Source organism: Natronorubrum thiooxidans (assembly GCF_900156475.1).
In the GTDB taxonomy this organism is placed as follows: Archaea; Halobacteriota; Halobacteria; order Halobacteriales; family Natrialbaceae; genus Natronorubrum; species Natronorubrum thiooxidans.
Genome location: NZ_FTNR01000012.1, coordinates 1 through 16,663, shown reverse-complemented (window position 1 = coordinate 16,663; position 16,663 = coordinate 1). Strand labels below are relative to the sequence as shown.

General features: G+C 62.9%; 15 protein-coding genes, 3 tRNA genes and 1 other RNA gene. 13 read left to right on the top strand and 6 right to left on the bottom strand.

Annotation, left to right across the window (positions count from 1 at the left end):
- The first annotated feature begins 7 nt into the window (after window positions 1-7).
- Together BW940_RS15085 and BW940_RS15080 are read left to right on the top strand one after the other, a co-directional pair.
- A complete protein-coding gene (locus tag BW940_RS15085; protein WP_076610051.1) occupies window positions 8-1,459 on the top strand; it encodes an Hvo_1808 family surface protein in 1,452 nt (483 codons plus the stop codon).
- Window positions 1,460-1,489: 30 nt separating this feature from the next.
- The gene (locus BW940_RS15080; RefSeq protein WP_076610050.1) at window positions 1,490-2,653 is read left to right on the top strand and encodes a nicotinate phosphoribosyltransferase; all 1,164 of its coding nucleotides are present in this window, start codon (window positions 1,490-1,492) and stop codon (window positions 2,651-2,653) included.
- 91 nt (window positions 2,654-2,744) lie between these two features.
- Here the strand turns inward: BW940_RS15080 and BW940_RS15075 are convergent, their stop codons facing one another.
- Window positions 2,745-3,344: a TIGR00296 family protein gene (locus BW940_RS15075; protein ID WP_076610049.1), complete on the bottom strand. Its 600-nt coding sequence runs from the start codon at window positions 3,342-3,344 to the stop codon at window positions 2,745-2,747.
- A gap of 213 nt (window positions 3,345-3,557) precedes the next feature.
- Between BW940_RS15075 and rnpB the strand changes: the two genes are divergently transcribed.
- An RNA gene (rnpB, locus tag BW940_RS15070) (RNase P RNA component) lies at window positions 3,558-3,990 on the top strand.
- Between the two features lie 53 nt (window positions 3,991-4,043).
- Here rnpB and BW940_RS15065 read toward each other — a convergent pair.
- Together BW940_RS15065 and BW940_RS15060 are read right to left on the bottom strand one after the other, a co-directional pair.
- Window positions 4,044-4,940, bottom strand: coding sequence for an alpha/beta fold hydrolase (locus BW940_RS15065; RefSeq protein WP_076610048.1), 897 nt, complete (start codon window positions 4,938-4,940; stop codon window positions 4,044-4,046).
- A 59-nt stretch (window positions 4,941-4,999) separates the two neighbouring features.
- Window positions 5,000-6,205 carry an outer membrane protein assembly factor BamB family protein gene (locus tag BW940_RS15060; protein WP_076610047.1) on the bottom strand — a complete coding sequence of 402 codons (1,206 nt, stop codon included), beginning with the start codon at window positions 6,203-6,205 and terminating at the stop codon, window positions 5,000-5,002.
- A 40-nt stretch (window positions 6,206-6,245) separates the two neighbouring features.
- Between BW940_RS15060 and BW940_RS21525 the strand changes: the two genes are divergently transcribed.
- Window positions 6,246-6,407, top strand: coding sequence for a hypothetical protein (locus BW940_RS21525; RefSeq protein WP_159440174.1), 162 nt, complete (start codon window positions 6,246-6,248; stop codon window positions 6,405-6,407).
- A gap of 28 nt (window positions 6,408-6,435) precedes the next feature.
- Here the strand turns inward: BW940_RS21525 and BW940_RS15055 are convergent.
- Window positions 6,436-6,508 (bottom strand) — tRNA-Arg (locus tag BW940_RS15055).
- Between the two features lie 309 nt (window positions 6,509-6,817).
- Here BW940_RS15055 and BW940_RS15050 point away from each other — a divergent pair.
- From BW940_RS15050 to BW940_RS15040, 3 genes are all read left to right on the top strand, one after another.
- Window positions 6,818-8,281 (top strand): single-stranded DNA binding protein, encoded by a 1,464-nt coding sequence (locus tag BW940_RS15050; RefSeq protein WP_076610046.1) that lies wholly within the window; start codon window positions 6,818-6,820, stop codon window positions 8,279-8,281.
- A gap of 66 nt (window positions 8,282-8,347) precedes the next feature.
- Window positions 8,348-8,779, top strand: coding sequence for a histone (locus tag BW940_RS15045; RefSeq protein WP_076610045.1), 432 nt, complete (start codon window positions 8,348-8,350; stop codon window positions 8,777-8,779).
- A 1-nt stretch (window position 8,780) separates the two neighbouring features.
- Window positions 8,781-9,809: a histone deacetylase family protein gene (locus BW940_RS15040; RefSeq protein ID WP_076610044.1), complete on the top strand. Its 1,029-nt coding sequence runs from the start codon at window positions 8,781-8,783 to the stop codon at window positions 9,807-9,809.
- 57 nt (window positions 9,810-9,866) lie between these two features.
- Here the strand turns inward: BW940_RS15040 and cca are convergent, their stop codons facing one another.
- On the bottom strand, window positions 9,867-11,270 hold the full coding sequence (gene cca / locus BW940_RS15035; protein ID WP_076610043.1) for a CCA tRNA nucleotidyltransferase: 1,404 nt from the start codon (window positions 11,268-11,270) through the stop codon (window positions 9,867-9,869).
- Between the two features lie 95 nt (window positions 11,271-11,365).
- Between cca and BW940_RS15030 the strand changes: the two genes are divergently transcribed.
- Both BW940_RS15030 and BW940_RS15025 read left to right on the top strand, forming a co-directional pair.
- Window positions 11,366-11,438: transfer RNA gene (locus BW940_RS15030), tRNA-Asn, on the top strand.
- 234 nt (window positions 11,439-11,672) lie between these two features.
- Entirely contained in the window at window positions 11,673-12,137 is a 465-nt protein-coding gene (locus BW940_RS15025) for a group I intron-associated PD-(D/E)XK endonuclease (protein ID WP_076610042.1), read from the top strand.
- Between the two features lie 27 nt (window positions 12,138-12,164).
- On the opposite strand, the gene BW940_RS15020 is transcribed toward BW940_RS15025, so the two are convergent.
- On the bottom strand, window positions 12,165-12,587 hold the full coding sequence (locus tag BW940_RS15020) for a CopG family ribbon-helix-helix protein (protein WP_076610041.1): 423 nt from the start codon (window positions 12,585-12,587) through the stop codon (window positions 12,165-12,167).
- Window positions 12,588-12,696: 109 nt separating this feature from the next.
- On the opposite strand from BW940_RS15020, the gene BW940_RS15015 reads away from it, so the two are divergent.
- From BW940_RS15015 to BW940_RS15000, 4 genes are all read left to right on the top strand, one after another.
- Window positions 12,697-13,902, top strand: a complete 1,206-nt coding sequence (locus tag BW940_RS15015; RefSeq protein WP_076610040.1) for a GTP-binding protein — start codon at window positions 12,697-12,699, stop codon at window positions 13,900-13,902.
- Entirely contained in the window at window positions 13,903-15,183 is a 1,281-nt protein-coding gene (locus tag BW940_RS15010; protein ID WP_076610039.1) for a CobW family GTP-binding protein, read from the top strand.
- Window positions 15,184-15,315: 132 nt separating this feature from the next.
- Window positions 15,316-15,864 carry a MogA/MoaB family molybdenum cofactor biosynthesis protein gene (locus BW940_RS15005; RefSeq protein ID WP_076610038.1) on the top strand — a complete coding sequence of 183 codons (549 nt, stop codon included), beginning with the start codon at window positions 15,316-15,318 and terminating at the stop codon, window positions 15,862-15,864.
- 248 nt (window positions 15,865-16,112) lie between these two features.
- Window positions 16,113-16,220, top strand: a tRNA-Ile gene (locus tag BW940_RS15000).
- The last annotated feature ends 443 nt before the right edge of the window (window positions 16,221-16,663 follow it).

Genomic DNA, 16,663 nt, shown 5'->3' with positions numbered 1-16,663 from the left:
AACCCCAATGCAACGGAGTCGACTCGCACTGTTTGCGGTCGTGGCGCTGGTCGTACTCTCGGGCTGTACGCTCCCTCAGTCTCCGGATCAGTTCGACACTGACCGCGAACTCGGTGCAGTCGGCGACTACACCCACGACGATACCTTCGCGTTCGACGACAACGAGGCCCTTACTGCGGACCAACTCGAGGCCGTCAAATACCGCTCGATGGCCCGAATCGAGGTCGTCCGCGAACTGAAGTTCAAACACGACGTGGAACTCGAGGTCATTTCCAGAGACGAGTATTTGAGCCAGCGCGGTGAGCCCGAATCGGCCTCTCCCTTTCTGAACGAACTCTGGCGCGGCGCGTTCGTCGTCGACGGCGAAACGGACGCCAACCGGGCGCGAAACGACCTCTACGGCACCGCTGTCCAGGGTTACTACACGAACGACCGGATCGTCATCGTAGCCGACACCGCCGACGGCATCCGTATCGACCGCGAGACGCTGGTCCACGAACTGGTTCATGCGCTGCAGGATCAACACTTCGGCCTCGAACGCCGCGGCGAGACGATCGACGAACGGCGGGCCGAACTCGGGCTGCTCGAGGGCGAGGCGAACTACGTCCCACACCTGTACGAGCAGCGCTGTGGCACAACGTGGCAGTGTCTGAGCGACCACGAGCGACCGGCAGCCGACGATGGGCCGGCGACCGATCGGCCGTTCAACGTCGGCCTGTTTCTCTCGATCTACGCGCCGTACGCCGAGGGACCACCGTTCGTTGCCCACCTCCACGACCGCGACGGCTGGGCGGCCGTCGATCGCGCCCACGAGAACCACCCGACAAGCACCAGCCAGCTGATCCATCCCGAGCGCTACCCGGACGACGGGCCGGTCGCCGTCGAGATCCCTGATCGCTCGAGCGACGACTGGGTGCCCTACAGCCCCGACGGCGACCCCCACACGGAGACGATCGGTGAGGCAACCCTGTTCGCGACGCTGTGGGCAAACGGCGTCATCGATCGACCGTTGAGCGAGGGCAGCACCGAGCTCTCGCCGTACAACTACTCCCACCCGGCGACCGACGGCTGGGCCGGCGACACCTTCCAGGTCTATCTGGACACGACCGACGAAAGTCGGACCGGCCACGTCTGGACGCTCGTCTGGCAACGCGACGCGGACGCCGAGGCGTTCGCCGACGCCTACCGAACCCTCCTCGAGACCCGTGGCGGTGCGCCGGTCAATGCCGTCGACGACGCCTACCGGATCCCCGACAGCGAGCCCTTCGGCGGAGCTTACCGGGTTACCGTCTCCGGTGACACGGTCGAAATCGTCGGCGCGCCGCTGGCGATCGACCTCGAAGAGATCCACGCGAGCGAGACGGACTCGCCGGAGCGTGGTGCTGTCGAGACGGCAGCGCCCGGTATCCCCTCGTCCGTGACGATGCCGTCGCCAGCGGTCGCGTTGGGAGACGGGTAGCTTATTTGCCTCCCACGGGAAGTCGTCGACATGTCAAACCCGTTCGGAACCGTCCCAGCGGCGGCGATCCTCGAGGGCCGCGCGACGGATGCGTACTTCGAGCGCACGCACACCACCCTCGAGCACGCGGGCAAAAACCCCCACGTCGTCGCCGAGGTAACCGCTGATCAGTTCTCCACCGGTTCGTTCGAGGTCGTTACCGGCATCAAAGACGTCGCCACGCTGTTCGAGGGTCGCGACGTCGATATCGATGCCTTGCCCGACGGCCAGCTGTTCGACGGCGGGCCAGTGATGCGGATCGAGGGCCCCTACCTCGAGTTCGCCGCACTCGAGACCTCGCTGCTCGGCTTTTTATCCCAGCCCAGTGGCTTTGCGACGGCCGCCCTCGAGGCGCGACTGGCAGCCCCCGATTCGACCGTCCTCTCCTTTGGTGCGCGCCACGTCCACCCCTCGATCGCCGCGACGGTCGAACGCGCCGCGTTGCTCGCCGGTCTCGACGGCTTCTCCCACGTCGCCGCGGGCGAGATTCTCGGTCGCGAGGCGGGCGGGACGATGCCACACGCGCTCATGTTCTGTTTCGGCGAGGGCAACCAGGCCGAGGCGTGGCGCGCCTTCGACGAGGCCGTCGGCGAGGACGTCCCCCGGATCGCTCTCACTGATACCTTCTGGGACGAGAAAAGCGAGAGTCTGCTCGCCGCCGAGACGCTCGGCGACGACCTCGACGGCGTTCGGATCGACACCACGGGCTCCCGTCGCGGCGACTTTCGACACATCATCCGCGAAGTCCGCTGGGAACTCGATGCCCGCGGCCACGAGGACGTCGATATTTTCTGTAGCGGCGGGCTCGATGCTGCCGCGATCGAAACCCTGCGTGACGTCGCCGACGGCTTCGGCGTCGGCAGCCACATCACGAGCGCCGACTCGGTCGACTTCAGCCTTGATATCGTCGCTATTGAAGGCGACCCAATCTCAAAGCGGGGCAAACTCTCCGGCGTGAAAGACGTGTACCGCACCGCAGACGGGGGCCACCACGTCGCGCTGGCCGACAGTGACGGACCGGACAACAGTGACTCGCTGCTCGAGCCACTGGTTCGGGACGGCGAGATCGTTCGTGAGTTCGACCTCGAGGCAGCGACCGAGCGGTGTCTGGCCGACGCCCACACAGTTGGCTTCCGGCAACCGACCGAGCGCTGACTCGAGCGACGGCTCTCCGAGATCGATCGCTACCAGAAGATGCTGTGTCGGAACGACTCGTGCGAGGTGCTACTACGTACCGCAGTGTTCGTTATAGTTCTTCGATGCTGCCGTCGGCTTCGCGCTCGCGGAACACCTGTCCTTCAAACAGCGTGACGATGACGTCGTCGTCCTGCCACGCACCCGGTGCGAGTTTGGCTTTCCGGCACGTGCGATCGAGATATTCGCGGGCACTCCAGCCGTTCTCGACGGGAACCGTCGGATAGAGCCACCCCCCCTCGCCGCCGTCGATGGCGACGCCGTGGGTTCCAAGCTCGAGGTCGGCCAGCGGGTCGTCAGTCAGGATGACGCTCTTGACGGTACAGACCGAGACGGTGAGGTTTGGGAGTTCTGAGGGTGTCACCTCGGAGCTACACGAGTCCTCGCTTGCGGCCTCGATCGCCGCGTCGACGATGACGTGTCCAAGCTGGTCGTCCGACTGATAGCCGCCGGCACAGCCACGCAGGCTGCCGCGGCCCCGTGTCGACTCGAGGCGGACGAATGCGCCGGTTCGCTCGTAAAAGGCCTCGCGCATGCTACCCGGTTGTTCTCGTTGGCCGTGTTGTACGTAAGATTCGACGGATTCACGCGCGAGTTCGACGGCGCGTGCACCGTCTTCGTAGGAAAGGTTGACGCCCTGTCGCTGGGACATACAACTGTACATGGCTGGTGACGTCCTAAAGCGCTTCTATTCCGTCTGGGGATCACGTCCCACGGCGACCGGGGGACTTATTCCGCGCACGGTCCTATAACGACTGGGAGAGAGAGCCTGGCTGCCGCGGTGGCTGTGTCGGCAACGACGCGGCTGTCCAGCGTCGTGTGACTCCGCGAGTCGCACACCGCTCCAAACGTGATCCATCCCGTCGGGATGCATTACGCTCGCGAGGAAAGTCCCCCCACCTGTTCGGGCAGGTGACCGGGCGCAAGTCCGGAGCGGGAGACCGCTGGCTCTGGAACAGAAACGACACGTCTCGGCCCGACCAATGATGCGTGCGAACCCGACCGAGAGGAAGGGGAGTTGACCCGCAGAGGGTGTGTGATCGACTGCTCACGGTTCGAACCCGTGGATCGCGGACGCGGTTCGCTTCCTCAGCGAACCCGCGAGTCGCAGCCGGCAACTGCCGGCGATACTGGCGCGATCGACCACACACAGACGGCCGAGGATCGATGGAACGGCGAATCCTCACCGGTGCAAGTCCGTGCCGTGGTAGCCCGAACACCCCGCGGCCTCGCCGTGGACGGTGCGGACGCTCAGCCGAATGCCGGGATGAACAGAAGGGGGCTTACTCCTCTCACCCAGTTTCAGACCTCGAGTGACGACGCTCTCGACTCGAACGGATTCGTCCACCGTTCACTCGAAATCGTTGACGATCTGTGGGACACACCCGCGGTCTGGTTTTGTATAGTCGCAGTGGTCGTCGACCTCGTCGGTGACGTCGACGTCGGTGTAGTTGCCCGGCGTCGAGCCGCTGTCGTCGGTAATCAAGCCACTGCTGCAGTCTGTGCCGCCACAGCCGAGCCCACTCGAGAGCGAGACGACGCCGTAGCCATAACAGACGCTATCGTCGTTCTCCGAGTGGTAGTTGTAGACCGCTCGAGCACCGGTTTCGATTCCGTCCGTGTACGTCCCGTCCGTACAGACCGAATCGTCGTCGGCGGCAGTGCCGACCAGTGCGACGGTTTCGACTGGTTCCTCCTCCAGCGCGGTGAGCGTCTCGAGACAGACCCGCCCGCCGAGTGAGTGCCCTACCAGCCGGACAGTAGTGTCCTCAAGATCGATGTGATCGGCCTCGAGCCACGATGCGAGCCGCTCACCGGCCGTTTCGGCATCGTCTTCGGCGCGCCAGTAGTTCGGCGTGTCCGCGTCCCACGACGCGGCGACCACCGGCACATCGTAGTCGTTCGCCTTGAGGGTCGCCTGCAGCGTGTACGCCTGTGCGGTACTTTCCTCGAGGCCGTACCAGCCGTGGACGAAGACGACGACCTCCTCCTCGCCCTCGAGGGCGTCGATATTCGACGCCGTCGGATTGCCGCTGGTGAGATCGAGCTCCAGATACTCCGCCGGTGGCTTTTCCCAGTCGTCACAGCCCGTAAATTCCGACGCCGACGCCGATCCGGTCGCTCCAGCGAGGCCGCCAGCGCCAACCGCCGTGGCGGCCGTCGTCCGAAGCACTCGACGGCGGCTGACGGTGGCCGAGTTCGTTTCGCCGTCGCTTTCACAGTTCGCTCGTGCGTGTCGTTCGCTCATTCTATGTTTCGGATGGTCTCTCGAGACGAGTAGGCCCCATGCAGGCACCTCCCGGGATCCTACGAGAGCACGAGCAATGCCGCCGTGTCATCGCCCTCGAACCGACCGACGTCCGTCGTCACGAACAGCTTCCCATCGGCCGCAGTCACGTAGTTGACGTCGCCTGTTGCCTCGCGGTCGAACCGCTGCCCGCCGATCCGCAGTGATCGAATCCCGTATCCGCCACCGACGTCGAACGCCCGGAGTCGGTCACCGCCGACGTACACCGTATCGCCGACGATAATCGGTGGGTTCCGGGAGCTGCGTCCGATGTCGGCTCGCCACAGGTTGTCCCCGTCGTTCGCGTCAAGCGCGTACAGCGTCGAACCCGAGCGGGCGAGGACGGTCCGGTGGCCGATCGCGAGCCCGTCGTTTCCGAAGCCGCCGAGATCCGTCTGCCACTCGCGTTTCCCGCTGCTATCGAAGTAGATGACTGATCCGTCACCGTCCGCGATCGCGACACCGTGTCCGAGCCGGCGGTCGCTTGAGGTGAGCACGATCGGCGCACTCGCAATGCCAGCCTCGATCGTCCGTCGCCACTCGACGCGGCCTTCCCAGCGGTTGATGCGGTACAGTTCGCCGCCCTTGGTCGCGATGAACAGCCAGTCGGCGTACTTCGCGATCGCATAGCTTGCAATGCCGAGCAACTCCTGTTCCCACAGTTCCTCGCCACTTTTCGCGTCGAGGGCGTGGACGGCGTTGCCACCAGCCACGTAGACGCGACCGTCGTCGGTGTCCGTTACCGTGAGGGCGCTCTCGCTGATGATTCGTTCGAGTTCGAACGTCCAGTCAGCCTCGCCCGTCTCGAGGTCGCGGGCCGTCAGTACCTCGCGCTCTGGAACGTAGGCCGTGTCGTCGAACACCGTCGGTGAGCCCTGGTACGAGTAGGGCTCGTTCTCCGGATCGATCGACCAGCGTCGCTCGCTCGTCTCCCTGTCGAACGCGACGATATCGCGTCCCGTGTTCACGAAGACGGTGTCGTCGGTCACGGTCGGTTCGCCGGTCGCCAGAGCGGACTCGAGGTCGACTCGCCACTCGACATCCGGCTCGTCCCGTGGTGCCGCGCCGTCGGCGATGGTTCTCGAGTTCCGAAGATCGGCACCGACAGTCGGCCACGCGTAGTCGTCGTCGGTTCCCGGCTCGTCGGTGCGGCTACCGAGGCAGCCGGCGACTGTGGCGGTACCCGCGACTCCGACTCCGAGGAGGAACTCTCGTCTGGAGGGCATTCAGTATGAATTGTTGACGTATCGAGATGTGTTTTGTGATTTGATCGACTTCATTCGCTGTGGTTGTGTTCGAAAAAACGTCCTGACGGAGTCCAACGCGAACCGGGCGGGACCGAAGGTCCCGCTGGAAACCGGCGGCTTCGCCGCCGGTGACGAAGTGAGCGGTGGGCACGTCAGGATCGAACACGAGAGCGGGCGCTGAACAACGTGAAGCGCCCGCGATAAGTGAGCGTCCTGACGGAGATTTGAACTCCGGTCCCTGGCTCCGCAAGCCAAGAGGATAGTCCACTACCCTACCAGGACTCATCTCATCGTAACCGCGTGGACATTAAAGGCCTTTCGAAAGGAAGTCGCCGCATGCGGTCGATATCGCCCGATCGTGCGTGTCTTAGACTGTCACGACACCGTGTTACGTTGGCCGTCCGACACGTGGGTTTATATACTGAGACGGGGCCAGCAGGGGTATGCGTTCGGACGCGATCGCTGTCCGGTCGGCCGGGCAAACGAGACCTCGAGTGAGCAGTGTACACCGATCGGTTCGGATCGGTCGATGGGGGCAAACACACCGAATGGACAATGCTTATGCGCGGGCTACCCATGCACGAGCATAGAATGAGCGACATCGAGGGCGTATATGAAGACCTCGAGGCCGACGTTTCTCTCGAGGAGTTTCGCGAGGCCGTCGAGGAGAAAGTCGAGCAGATGGGTGGACTCGCAGACGAGGAGACGGCGGCGATGCTCATCGCTCACGAGGTCGGCGAGAGCGAGGTCGGTGGGATCGCCGATATCGAACCCGGAATGGAGGAAGCGAAGTTCGTCGCCAAAGTCACCAGCATCGGTGAGGTTCGCACGTTCGAACGCGATGGCGAGGACGAAGACGGCCGCGTCGTCAACGTCGAAGTCGCCGACGAGACCGGTGCCGTGCGGGCAGCCTTCTGGGATGAGCATGCCGAAGCGGCGATCAATGAACTCGAGGAAGGACAGGTGTTGCGGATCAAGGGCCGCCCGAAAGAAGGGTTTAGCGGCGTCGAGGTCAGCGTCGATCAGGTCGAACCCGATCCGGACGAAGAAATCGATGCGGTGCAGGTCAGCGACACTCACACCGTCGAGGCGCTCTCGCTTGGCCTCTCGAACGTTAATCTCGTCGGGCTCGTCCTCGATACCGACAGCGTTCGCACCTTCGACCGCGACGACGGCTCCGAAGGAAAAGTGTCGAACCTCACGCTCGGTGATTCCACCGGGCGCGTGCGCGTAACGCTATGGGACGAGCAGGCCGACCTCGCGACGGAGATCGAATCGAACACGACCGTCGAGGTGATCGACGGTTACGTCAAAGAACGGGACGGCAGTCTCGAACTCCACGTCGGCAACCGTGGTGCTGTCGAGGCAGTCGACGAAGACGTCGAGTACGTTCCCGAAAGCACGCCGATCGAGGATGTTGAGATCGGCCAAACAGTCGATATCGCCGGCGTTGTCCGCTCGGCCGATCCGAAGCGAACGTTCGACCGCGACGACGGCTCAGAGGGACAGGTCCGGAACATCCGCGTCCAGGACGCGACCGACGACATCCGCGTCGCGCTCTGGGGTGACAAGGCAGATCGCGATATCGGCCCCGGCGACGAGGTCGCACTGGGTGACGTCGAGATTCAGGACGGCTGGCAGGACGACCTCGAGGCCTCCGCGGGCTGGCAGTCGACGATTACGGTCCTCGAGTCCGAATCGGCAACGGCCGACGGGGACGATTCGAGTGAGGCGAGCGACTCGGGCGACCAGAATGCCGGCCTCTCAGCGTTTGCCGGCGCTGACGGGAGCGGTGACGGCGACACGGACAGTGCAAGCGCTGCACCCGACGACTCGGCAGCGGCGACCGACGACACCGGCGACACGGGCGAACCAACGGATGGTGAGGAACTCGAGTTCACCGGCGTCGTCGTCCAGGCCGGCGATCCGGTCGTGCTCGACGACGGCGAGACGACGATGAGCGTCGAGACGGACGTCGATGTCGGCCTCGGCGAGGAACGAACCGCCAGAGGAGTCGTTCGCGACGGCCAGCTCGAGGCAAACGACGTCTTCTGAGGCGACAAGCAACCACCTCGAGCAGCTAGGAAAAGCATTAAGGGAGTTACCTTCGCCTATCATTGTATGAACGTCGAACTCCCGTTCGCCCCGGTGGATACGATCATCCGGCGGAACGCGGGCGATCTTCGGGTGAGTGCCGACGCGTCGAAGGAACTTGCAACACGGATCCAAGAACACGGCAGCGAGCTCGCGATTGGGGCCGCCGAGCGAGCGACCGAAGACGGGCGCAAGACGCTGATGGCGGCGGATTTTGGAGTCGAGACTGTCGTCGACAAAGACGACCTCGAGTTGCCGGTCGCACCCGTCGACCGCATCGCCAGACTCGACATCGACGATCGGTATCGTGTCTCGATGGATGCCCGTGTCGCCCTCGCAGACGTGCTCGAGGACTACGCGGACAACGTCGCACGGGCGGCAGCGATTCTCGCACGCCACGCTGACCGCCGGACGATCATCGACGACGACATCGAGACGTACTTCTCGTTGTTCGAGTGAGATGCAGTTTGGTTACAGCGAGATCTGTCTCGCACACGATCCCGGTCCGCGCCACCCGGAGACGCCGGACCGGCTACGAGCGATTCGGGAGCGACTGAAACGAAAACACGGCGTCGAGTACGTCGACGCCGACCCATGCGACCTCGAGACGATGGCGGCCGTCCACGAACGGGAGTACCTCGAGTCCGTCGAGCAGTTCTGTGCCGACGGTGGGGGGAACTGGGACCCCGATACGACGGCCGTCGAGGAGACCTGGGATGCGGTTCGCCACAGCGCAGGGCTCGCCTGCTGGGCCGTCGATGCGGCCCTCGATGGCCAGACGGGCCGGAAGACGCCGTTTTCGATCGGACGGCCACCGGGCCACCACGCCGTCTACGACGACGCGATGGGCTTTTGTTTCGTCAACAACGTCGCCGTCGCCGCCCAGCACGCCCTCGATGCCGACGACCACGATGTCGAGCGGGTCGCGATCGTCGACTGGGACGTCCACCACGGAAACGGAACGCAGGATATCTTCTACGATCGCGACGACGTCTTCTTCGTCTCGATTCACGAACAGGGGCTCTATCCCGGCACCGGTGCCGTCGACGAAACCGGCGACGGAGACGGCTCCGGAACGACGATGAACGTCCCGATGCCCGCCGGCACGGACGATCAGGACTACCTCTCGGCCGTCGAGGGACCGATCGCGAGCGCACTCACCGAGTTCGACCCCGATTGCCTGCTGATCAGTGCCGGCTTCGACGCCCACCGTCACGACCCGATCTCACGGATTCGACTCTCGACGGAAGCCTACGCGCTGATGACCGACCGACTGCGGACACTCGCCGACGACGTCGACGCCGCACTCGCGTTCATCCTCGAGGGCGGGTACGGACTCGACGTTCTCGCCGACAGCGTCGCGATCGTCCACGAGACGTTCGACGGCCGCGCCCCGATCGAACCCGACTCGGACTGCAGCGACAAGGCCGAGTCGACGCTGACCGATGTGGCCGACGAACACGGCCTCGAGCTCGACCTCGACAGCTGACAACGCGTTCTGCTGCCGTTTCGTACTGTTCTGGACCACGACGCTCTGCGTTTTGAGTCAGGGACGCGGCTCGACGTGCCGCGAGAGCTGTGTCCCGAACTCCTCGAGAAGCCTCGTGAGCTCTTCGCCGACTAGCACCGTGTACTCGTCCTCGAGTGCCGTTTCGACGTGGGCACCGAGGCCGACATCGAAGAGGCGATCGCTCTCGAGGAACTCGCGGGCGGTGGTGAACTCGCGCGGCCGTTCGGTGACGTATCGACCGTCTTCGATGAAGGGGCCGTAGGCCTCCGAATCGTCGGCGTAGGCCTCGTAGAACCCCTCGGCATGGTTTCGAACGTGGACTGGGGGGCCCTCGTGGCGTTCGACAGCGGGCCGTTCGCTGACGGCGAGTTCGACGAGAATCGCGGCCGTCTCGTCGGCCATCGCCGTCGCCCGGAAGACGTCGAAGCCGCGGTCATCGAGCCCGGTCGTGATTCCGTCGAGGGACTTCTGGAGTTGGGGATACAGTTGGTCGTCGACGAGGTCCGGGGCCGCAAACCGGACGACAACGGGGGTCGTGCCTCGGCGGTCGATGTGTTCGCGGAGGTCGGCTTCCGTGAGCGGCTCCGGCTCGTTGGGCTCGAACAGCTCGACCCGCGGCGCTGCGAGGAACGCACGGGCGTAGTGTTGAAACCGGGCGACGTTTTCGGCTGAACAGACGGCGGCAACGTTGCGTTCGGGATCGGTCGGGTCGATGACGACGAGCGGGTCGTCGAATGTCGCCCGTGCGTGCTCTTCGGGATCGAGTTCGACCGGCGGCCGCCAGTTGGCTGCGGCCTCGAGCAGCGGTCGGAAGCCACCGTACTCCCAGACGAGCAGTTCGGTGAGATAGCCGCTGAAGCCGCGGGTTCGGAGATCGCTGCCGTACGCCCCGATTCCCTTCAAAAACTGTTTCGTGAGTCGGACGTCCGCAGCGAGGTCGTCGTCCAGGCGCGCCTCGAGATACTGGGTGTGAAACGGCGTGCGATCGACGGCGGACCGGATCTCGGTTGCCGACTCGAGGCGAAAACAGGGGACGACATCGACGTCGAACCCCTCGACAGTGCCTTTGACGTAGGGATGTTCGGCGTACTCCTCGTGGCCCTCTGGCAGCGTTTCGTGGCCGACTTCGAGGCCGTATCGCTCGAGGTCCTCGCGGTCGACCTCCGGGGGGAAGCGAACGAAGATGTCGATATCGCGGTCGCCGCTGATCCAGGTGTCTCTGGCCGTCGAGCCGACCTGCAAGACGTCGGCGTCGGGACAGCGCTCTTTTGCGGCCGTCTCGGCGCTGTCGATGAGGCGGGCGGCGACGTCGCGGAGGTGTTCTCGCTCGTCCGTATCCGGTTCGATGCGGTCGTGGACCTCGTCGACGACCGACTCGACGTTGTCGGCGCTCGTCTCGGCGGCTTCGTGCTCGTCACGCTCGGCATCCTCCTCACTCATTGGGCAAGGATACTCGAGCGGTGCGTGAAAGGGTGTCGAACACGGTGCAGGGAAAACGAAAGCCCTATCAAATACACCCGGCTACTTGGAGATAAGCCGAAGTAGCTCAGATGGTAGAGCACCTCGCTGTTAACGAGGTTGTCCCAGGTTCGAGTCCTGGCTTCGGCGTCCGACGCATTCGAAGCCATTTTCGAACTGACTAGATTATAACGTGTCCTAGTTGTGCTCTTGTTCCGCGTGTGAGTGTTTCCTCGGTAATCGGTAGCGAGTCGTCGAGCCAGGTTTTCCGGTCGCTACTGGCATACCGTGGCGTACTCGAGTGAGATGACCACGTCCCCCCCTGTTTGTAGGGCCGTTGATCGCACACTGTCGTTTATATTGGATGGGGCGGCGAATTCGCCCATGGTCGATCGAACGGCGTGTTACGAAGAACTGCAGGAACCGCAAAAACGCGGTCAGGCGACCGAAGCGATCATTCAGTCGGCGTTTGTGTTGCGCGATATTCCCGTTCTCGTGCCGACTTACAGCACTGAACCCTACGATCTGGTCGTTGAAGTCGGTGGTCGGTTTTACCGGATCGAGTGCAAGACGGCCTACCGCAAGCGCGAGGGGACGGTTGCATTCGAAACCGTCAGCTCCCAACCCGCTCGAGACGGCTCTGATCGGTGTGGATACGACGGCCCTGCGGCGTATTTCGCGGTCTACGATCCGATCAACGACAACCGGTATCTGATCCCCGTCTCGGAGAGCACACGCGACACGATGGAACTCCGCTTCCGAGAGTCGACGACCGACCACCGTGTCGGGATCGACCGAGCTGGGGAGTATCTGCTCGACAACCGACTCGAGGAACTTCGCCGACCCTAGTATCGTCTGTGGAGTACGACAACCGGCTCAGGCGTCCTGTAACTGCCCGACGCTCTCGATCGGGACCAGCGAGTAGTCGACGGTCTCGACGTCTTCGATCGCACGTAGCGTGCCGACGAACGCCGAAATATCCTCGAGGGCAGCCTCGAGGACGAACAGGTCGACACAGTAGTCATCGACGTGGCTGTGATCGTTCGAAGCGATGTGGTCGTCGTGCTCGTGACGAAGCTCCGTGACGCGTCGTTCGACGTGTTGGGTTCCGAAATCGTAGAAGACGCTGATGACTCCAGCGAGAGATTCGCCCTCGAGCGTGTCGTCGTCGAACTCGGTGAGCAGCGCCCGTGCGCCCTCGCGGACGACTTCGCTGCGGCCGGTGTAATCGTGTGCTGTGGCGTGGGAATCGAGTCGCTCGATCAGTTCGGCAGGCATCGAGACGCTAACGACGGGCATAGTTATTATGAATAATACCAGTGACGATAATATAATTTGTTATGCGCTACGGGACCACTATGTAATAACTAACATTAACAAGACTCGGATGCATAATCACAACTGATCTATGACCGACGATCGAATCCCCGTCACTGTCCTGAGTGGCCCCCTCGGTGCCGGCAAAACGACCGTTCTCAACCACGTCCTGACCGCTGATCACGGCCTCGAGGTCGCTGTCGTGGTCAACGACATGGGTGACGTCAATGTCGACGCCGAACACGTCGCCCAGCAGACCGATCTGGGCGGCGACGAAGAGATTATCGAACTCTCGAACGGCTGTATCTGTTGTCGCCTGCGCGGCGATATGTTAGACGAGGTCGGCCGCCTTGCCGATCGCCTCGAGTTCGACTATCTGCTGGTCGAATCCTCGGGTATCTCGGAGCCGATCCCGGTCGCCCAGACGTTTGCAATGGGCTTTGAAGATGCCGACTTCGATCCGACCGACACGTACAGACTGGATACGATGGTCACCGTCGTCGACGCCTACAGTATCTGGGAGTCGTTCGATTCCGGGACCACCCTCACCGATCACACCCTCGAAGACGATTCCGGACGCGTCCCCGAGGAGGTCTTGCTCGATCAGATCGAGTTCTGTGATGTCCTGCTTGTCAACAAATGCGATCTCGTCCCCGACAGCGCACTCAAGGAGATCGAAGCCGTCCTCGAGCGACTTCAGCCCCGTGCAGACCTCGTTCGAACGACCTTCGGGGACGTCGATCCCGACGATATTCTCGGTACTGCGCAGTTCGATTTCGAGCAAGCACAGGGGTCGGCGGGCTGGAAACACGAACTACAACACGACCATCACCACGATCCGCAGGAAGAACACGGCGTCACCTCGTTCGTCTACCAGCGTGATCGCCCGTTCCATCCCGAACGGATCGCATCGCTGCTTCCGGACCTGCCGGACGAACTCATCCGTGCAAAAGGGTTCTTCTGGAGTGCCGGTCGCGAGGACGTCGCGATGGGGATCGACAAAGCCGGGACATCAGTCCGAGCCGGTCCGTCGGGGCAGTGGCTCGCGACGCTTCCCGAGACCGAGCGCGAGCGGTATTTCGCTGCCCGGCCGGGGCTCAAAGACGACTGGGACGACCAGTGGGGCGACCGAATGACCCGTCTCGTCTTTATCGGCCGCGAGTTCGATGATGAGACACTCATTGATCGCCTCGATGAGTGTCTGCTCACCGAGCGAGAGATGACCGACAACTGGAACGCTTACGCCGATCCGTTCGAACCGGAAGAACGACGTGAACTCGCGCTCGCAAACGAGTAAATGAGCGTTCCGGTCACCATCCTCTGTGGCGAACTCGGCGCTGGCAAGACAACCCTGCTGTCGGGACTTCTCGAGGCAGACGAGCGCGACATCGCAGTGCTGGTCAACGACGTCGGCGCGGTCAACGTCGACGCCGACCTCGTGGAAGCCCGAACCGACCTGACGACCGGCGAAGAAGTACTCGCCCTCGAGAACGGCTGTATCTGCTGTAGTCTCGGCGGCGAACTCTCGCGATCGGTCATCCAGCTCTGGAAGGAACACGACTTCGAGTATCTGGTCGTCGAAGCCTCCGGCGTCGGCGAACCCGAACCGATCGCACGCCAGTTCGTCCGCGGTCCCGCGGGCGGCCCGTACGACCTCGACGCAGTGGTCACCGTCGTCGACGCCCGTCGATTCTATGATCGGTTCGGCGACAGTGCTGTCGACGACCCACCGACCCGACAGGGGACGGACGAAACTGGGAGCCGGCCACTGGCGGATCTCCTGCTCGAGCAAGTCGAGTTCTGTGATCTGCTCGTCATGAACAAGTGTGATCTCGTCACCGACGCCGAACGCGAGCGCGTCGTGGCACTCCTCGAGACGCTCCAGCCCCGTGCCGAAATCGTGACGACCGAGTACGGCGACGTTGATCCCGCGGCGCTCCTCGAGAGCGAGCGCTTCGACCTCGAGGCGGCGGCCGAATCGGCAGGCTGGAAGCAGGCAATCCATGGAGATGCAGACCACGAAGAGTCCAAAGCAGCCGATCCCGATACTCACGAGGCTGATCACGACCACGCCGAGACACACGATCATCGCCACGATGACCACGATCACACCCATCCGCAGGCGCGCTACGGAATCGCCGTCGACACCTACCATCGACGACGGCCGTTCCACCCCAAGCGCTTTGCAGCCTTGCTCGCCAACCTCCCCGACGGCCTCGTACGCGCGAAGGGCCTGTGTTGGATCGCCGGCCGCGAACGGCAAGCGATCACGATGAGCTACGCCGGCACGGAGACGACCCTCGAAGTGACCGGTCGCTGGATCGCCAGCTTCTCCGAGCAACAACAGGAGACGTACCGTCAGAGCCAGCCCGAGCTCTCGTGGGACGACGAGTGGGGCGACCGCGAGACACGACTCGCACTCATCGGCCGAAACCTGTCGATGGACGACCTGCAGGCCCGACTCGACGACTGCCTGCTGACTGACGCCGAGATGGACGCCGACTGGTCAACCTTTGAAAACCCTGTACCGACAGGAATGGGCGACACGACGACCGTAGTGAGCGACGAGCAGTCCTGACTCACCTCGAGTGATCGTCTCGGCAGTGCCACTCATGGACGACTATCGACGACGTGCAGTCGCCGACCGATGGCTCACTGGAATGCTGCCGCGAGGGGAGAGATTATCGCCTTCCAGCATGGATATCTCAGTATGACAGCCGATAGAGACGATCGGAGAACGACTGACGATCACGGCCACGATATCATCAACCCGCTGTACGTCGCAATTGTGACGGTCTCGAGTTCACGTGCACAGGCCGCCGAGGACGACCCGGACGATCCAGGCGGAGACACGATCCAGGACTGTTTCGAAGCCGAGGGCCACGAGGTCCGTGAACGGGTTCTCGTCCGGGACGACTACGCATCGATTCGAACCGCAGTTCGTGGCCTGGTCGCGCGTCGAGATATCGACCTCGTGCTCACTACCGGCGGCACGGGCGTCACCGCAGACGACGTCTCCCCGGAGGCAACCCAGTCGCTGTTCGAGCGCGATCTTCCGGGGTTCGGTGAACTGTTCCGGTCGCTGTCGTGGGACGAAGTCGGCACCCGTGCGATGGCCTCCCGTGCAACGGCAGGTATCGCCGTCGACACACCGGTGTTCTGTCTCCCTGGGAGTACGAACGCCTGCCAGACTGCCTGCGAGAAGCTCATCGTTCCCGAAGCACCACATCTCGCAGGGCTTGCAACCCGCCATCAGTAAGTCGGGACCGACCAGTCACTGTCGGCCACCCAGCCCGAGTACCGCCGTCGCGCACACTTCTCAACTCTCTCCACAAGCAGCTCACAACCGAACTCCACACCGGTGTCGCCTCCACTGCCAGTATCGTGCTCCGTTCAGTACTCACAGTTGTCTTCCTCGAGTGAGCCTGCGGGTTGTGTTCCGGCGGCTGTGTCACTCGAACAGGACGCAACGGTTAACTACGGCGCGCGTTTTGCCTCGAATGGAAAGGGCCCTTAGCTCAGTCTGGTTAGAGCGCTCGGCTCATAACATGGCTGCACATTGTTGCGGTTGTGTGAGATACCGAGTGGTCGATGGTTCGAATCCGTCAGGGCCCATCCGAAGCAACCTCGACTATGCTCGAGGACTACTTGTCCAGAATCGAATTTGAACGGCTCAAGCTAGTTTTCATGTCACTCTCGAGTGGCAACTAATTGTACAACTATCGACTAATCAAGTCCGAACAGGCTTATTTTCGCCGGCTGAACCACTATTTGGTGCTAAGACGACTCACCGATCTTCCATTGAACACGTTATAAATTGGACGAAAGTGCGTTTTACATACCTGCTTGGTACTGACTATCTTTGAAGTTGTGGTTCGAAGGCCTTATGTATTGATCCGGGACTACTGGTATAGTACGCAGAAGATGAGGACTCCACACCTGCGGTCCGCCGTATAGATGGGGTCTGATGTTAGCCTTGGTAGTTCGGTGACGCCTGATCGGTCGTCGATCTGTGGTCACCGAACGTGGACCCATTTATGTGTGAGTGTGTATTCGAA

What these genes read in the sequence shown, in the direction of transcription:
- BW940_RS15020 (WP_076610041.1), bottom strand. Translation starts at nt 12,587, where the DNA reads ATGCCCGTCGTTAGCGTCTCGATGCCTGCCGAACTGATCGAGCGACTC.
- BW940_RS15045 (WP_076610045.1), top strand. Translation starts at nt 8,348, where the DNA reads ATGAACGTCGAACTCCCGTTCGCCCCGGTGGATACGATCATCCGGCGG.
- BW940_RS15065 (WP_076610048.1), bottom strand. Translation starts at nt 4,940, where the DNA reads ATGAGCGAACGACACGCACGAGCGAACTGTGAAAGCGACGGCGAAACG.
- BW940_RS15005 (WP_076610038.1), top strand. Translation starts at nt 15,316, where the DNA reads ATGACAGCCGATAGAGACGATCGGAGAACGACTGACGATCACGGCCAC.
- BW940_RS15075 (WP_076610049.1), bottom strand. Translation starts at nt 3,344, where the DNA reads ATGTCCCAGCGACAGGGCGTCAACCTTTCCTACGAAGACGGTGCACGC.
- BW940_RS15010 (WP_076610039.1), top strand. Translation starts at nt 13,903, where the DNA reads ATGAGCGTTCCGGTCACCATCCTCTGTGGCGAACTCGGCGCTGGCAAG.
- cca (WP_076610043.1), bottom strand. Translation starts at nt 11,270, where the DNA reads ATGAGTGAGGAGGATGCCGAGCGTGACGAGCACGAAGCCGCCGAGACG.
- BW940_RS15060 (WP_076610047.1), bottom strand. Translation starts at nt 6,205, where the DNA reads ATGCCCTCCAGACGAGAGTTCCTCCTCGGAGTCGGAGTCGCGGGTACC.
- BW940_RS15085 (WP_076610051.1), top strand. Translation starts at nt 8, where the DNA reads ATGCAACGGAGTCGACTCGCACTGTTTGCGGTCGTGGCGCTGGTCGTA.
- BW940_RS15015 (WP_076610040.1), top strand. Translation starts at nt 12,697, where the DNA reads ATGACCGACGATCGAATCCCCGTCACTGTCCTGAGTGGCCCCCTCGGT.
- BW940_RS15040 (WP_076610044.1), top strand. Translation starts at nt 8,781, where the DNA reads ATGCAGTTTGGTTACAGCGAGATCTGTCTCGCACACGATCCCGGTCCG.
- BW940_RS15050 (WP_076610046.1), top strand. Translation starts at nt 6,818, where the DNA reads ATGAGCGACATCGAGGGCGTATATGAAGACCTCGAGGCCGACGTTTCT.
- BW940_RS15025 (WP_076610042.1), top strand. Translation starts at nt 11,673, where the DNA reads ATGGTCGATCGAACGGCGTGTTACGAAGAACTGCAGGAACCGCAAAAA.
- BW940_RS15080 (WP_076610050.1), top strand. Translation starts at nt 1,490, where the DNA reads ATGTCAAACCCGTTCGGAACCGTCCCAGCGGCGGCGATCCTCGAGGGC.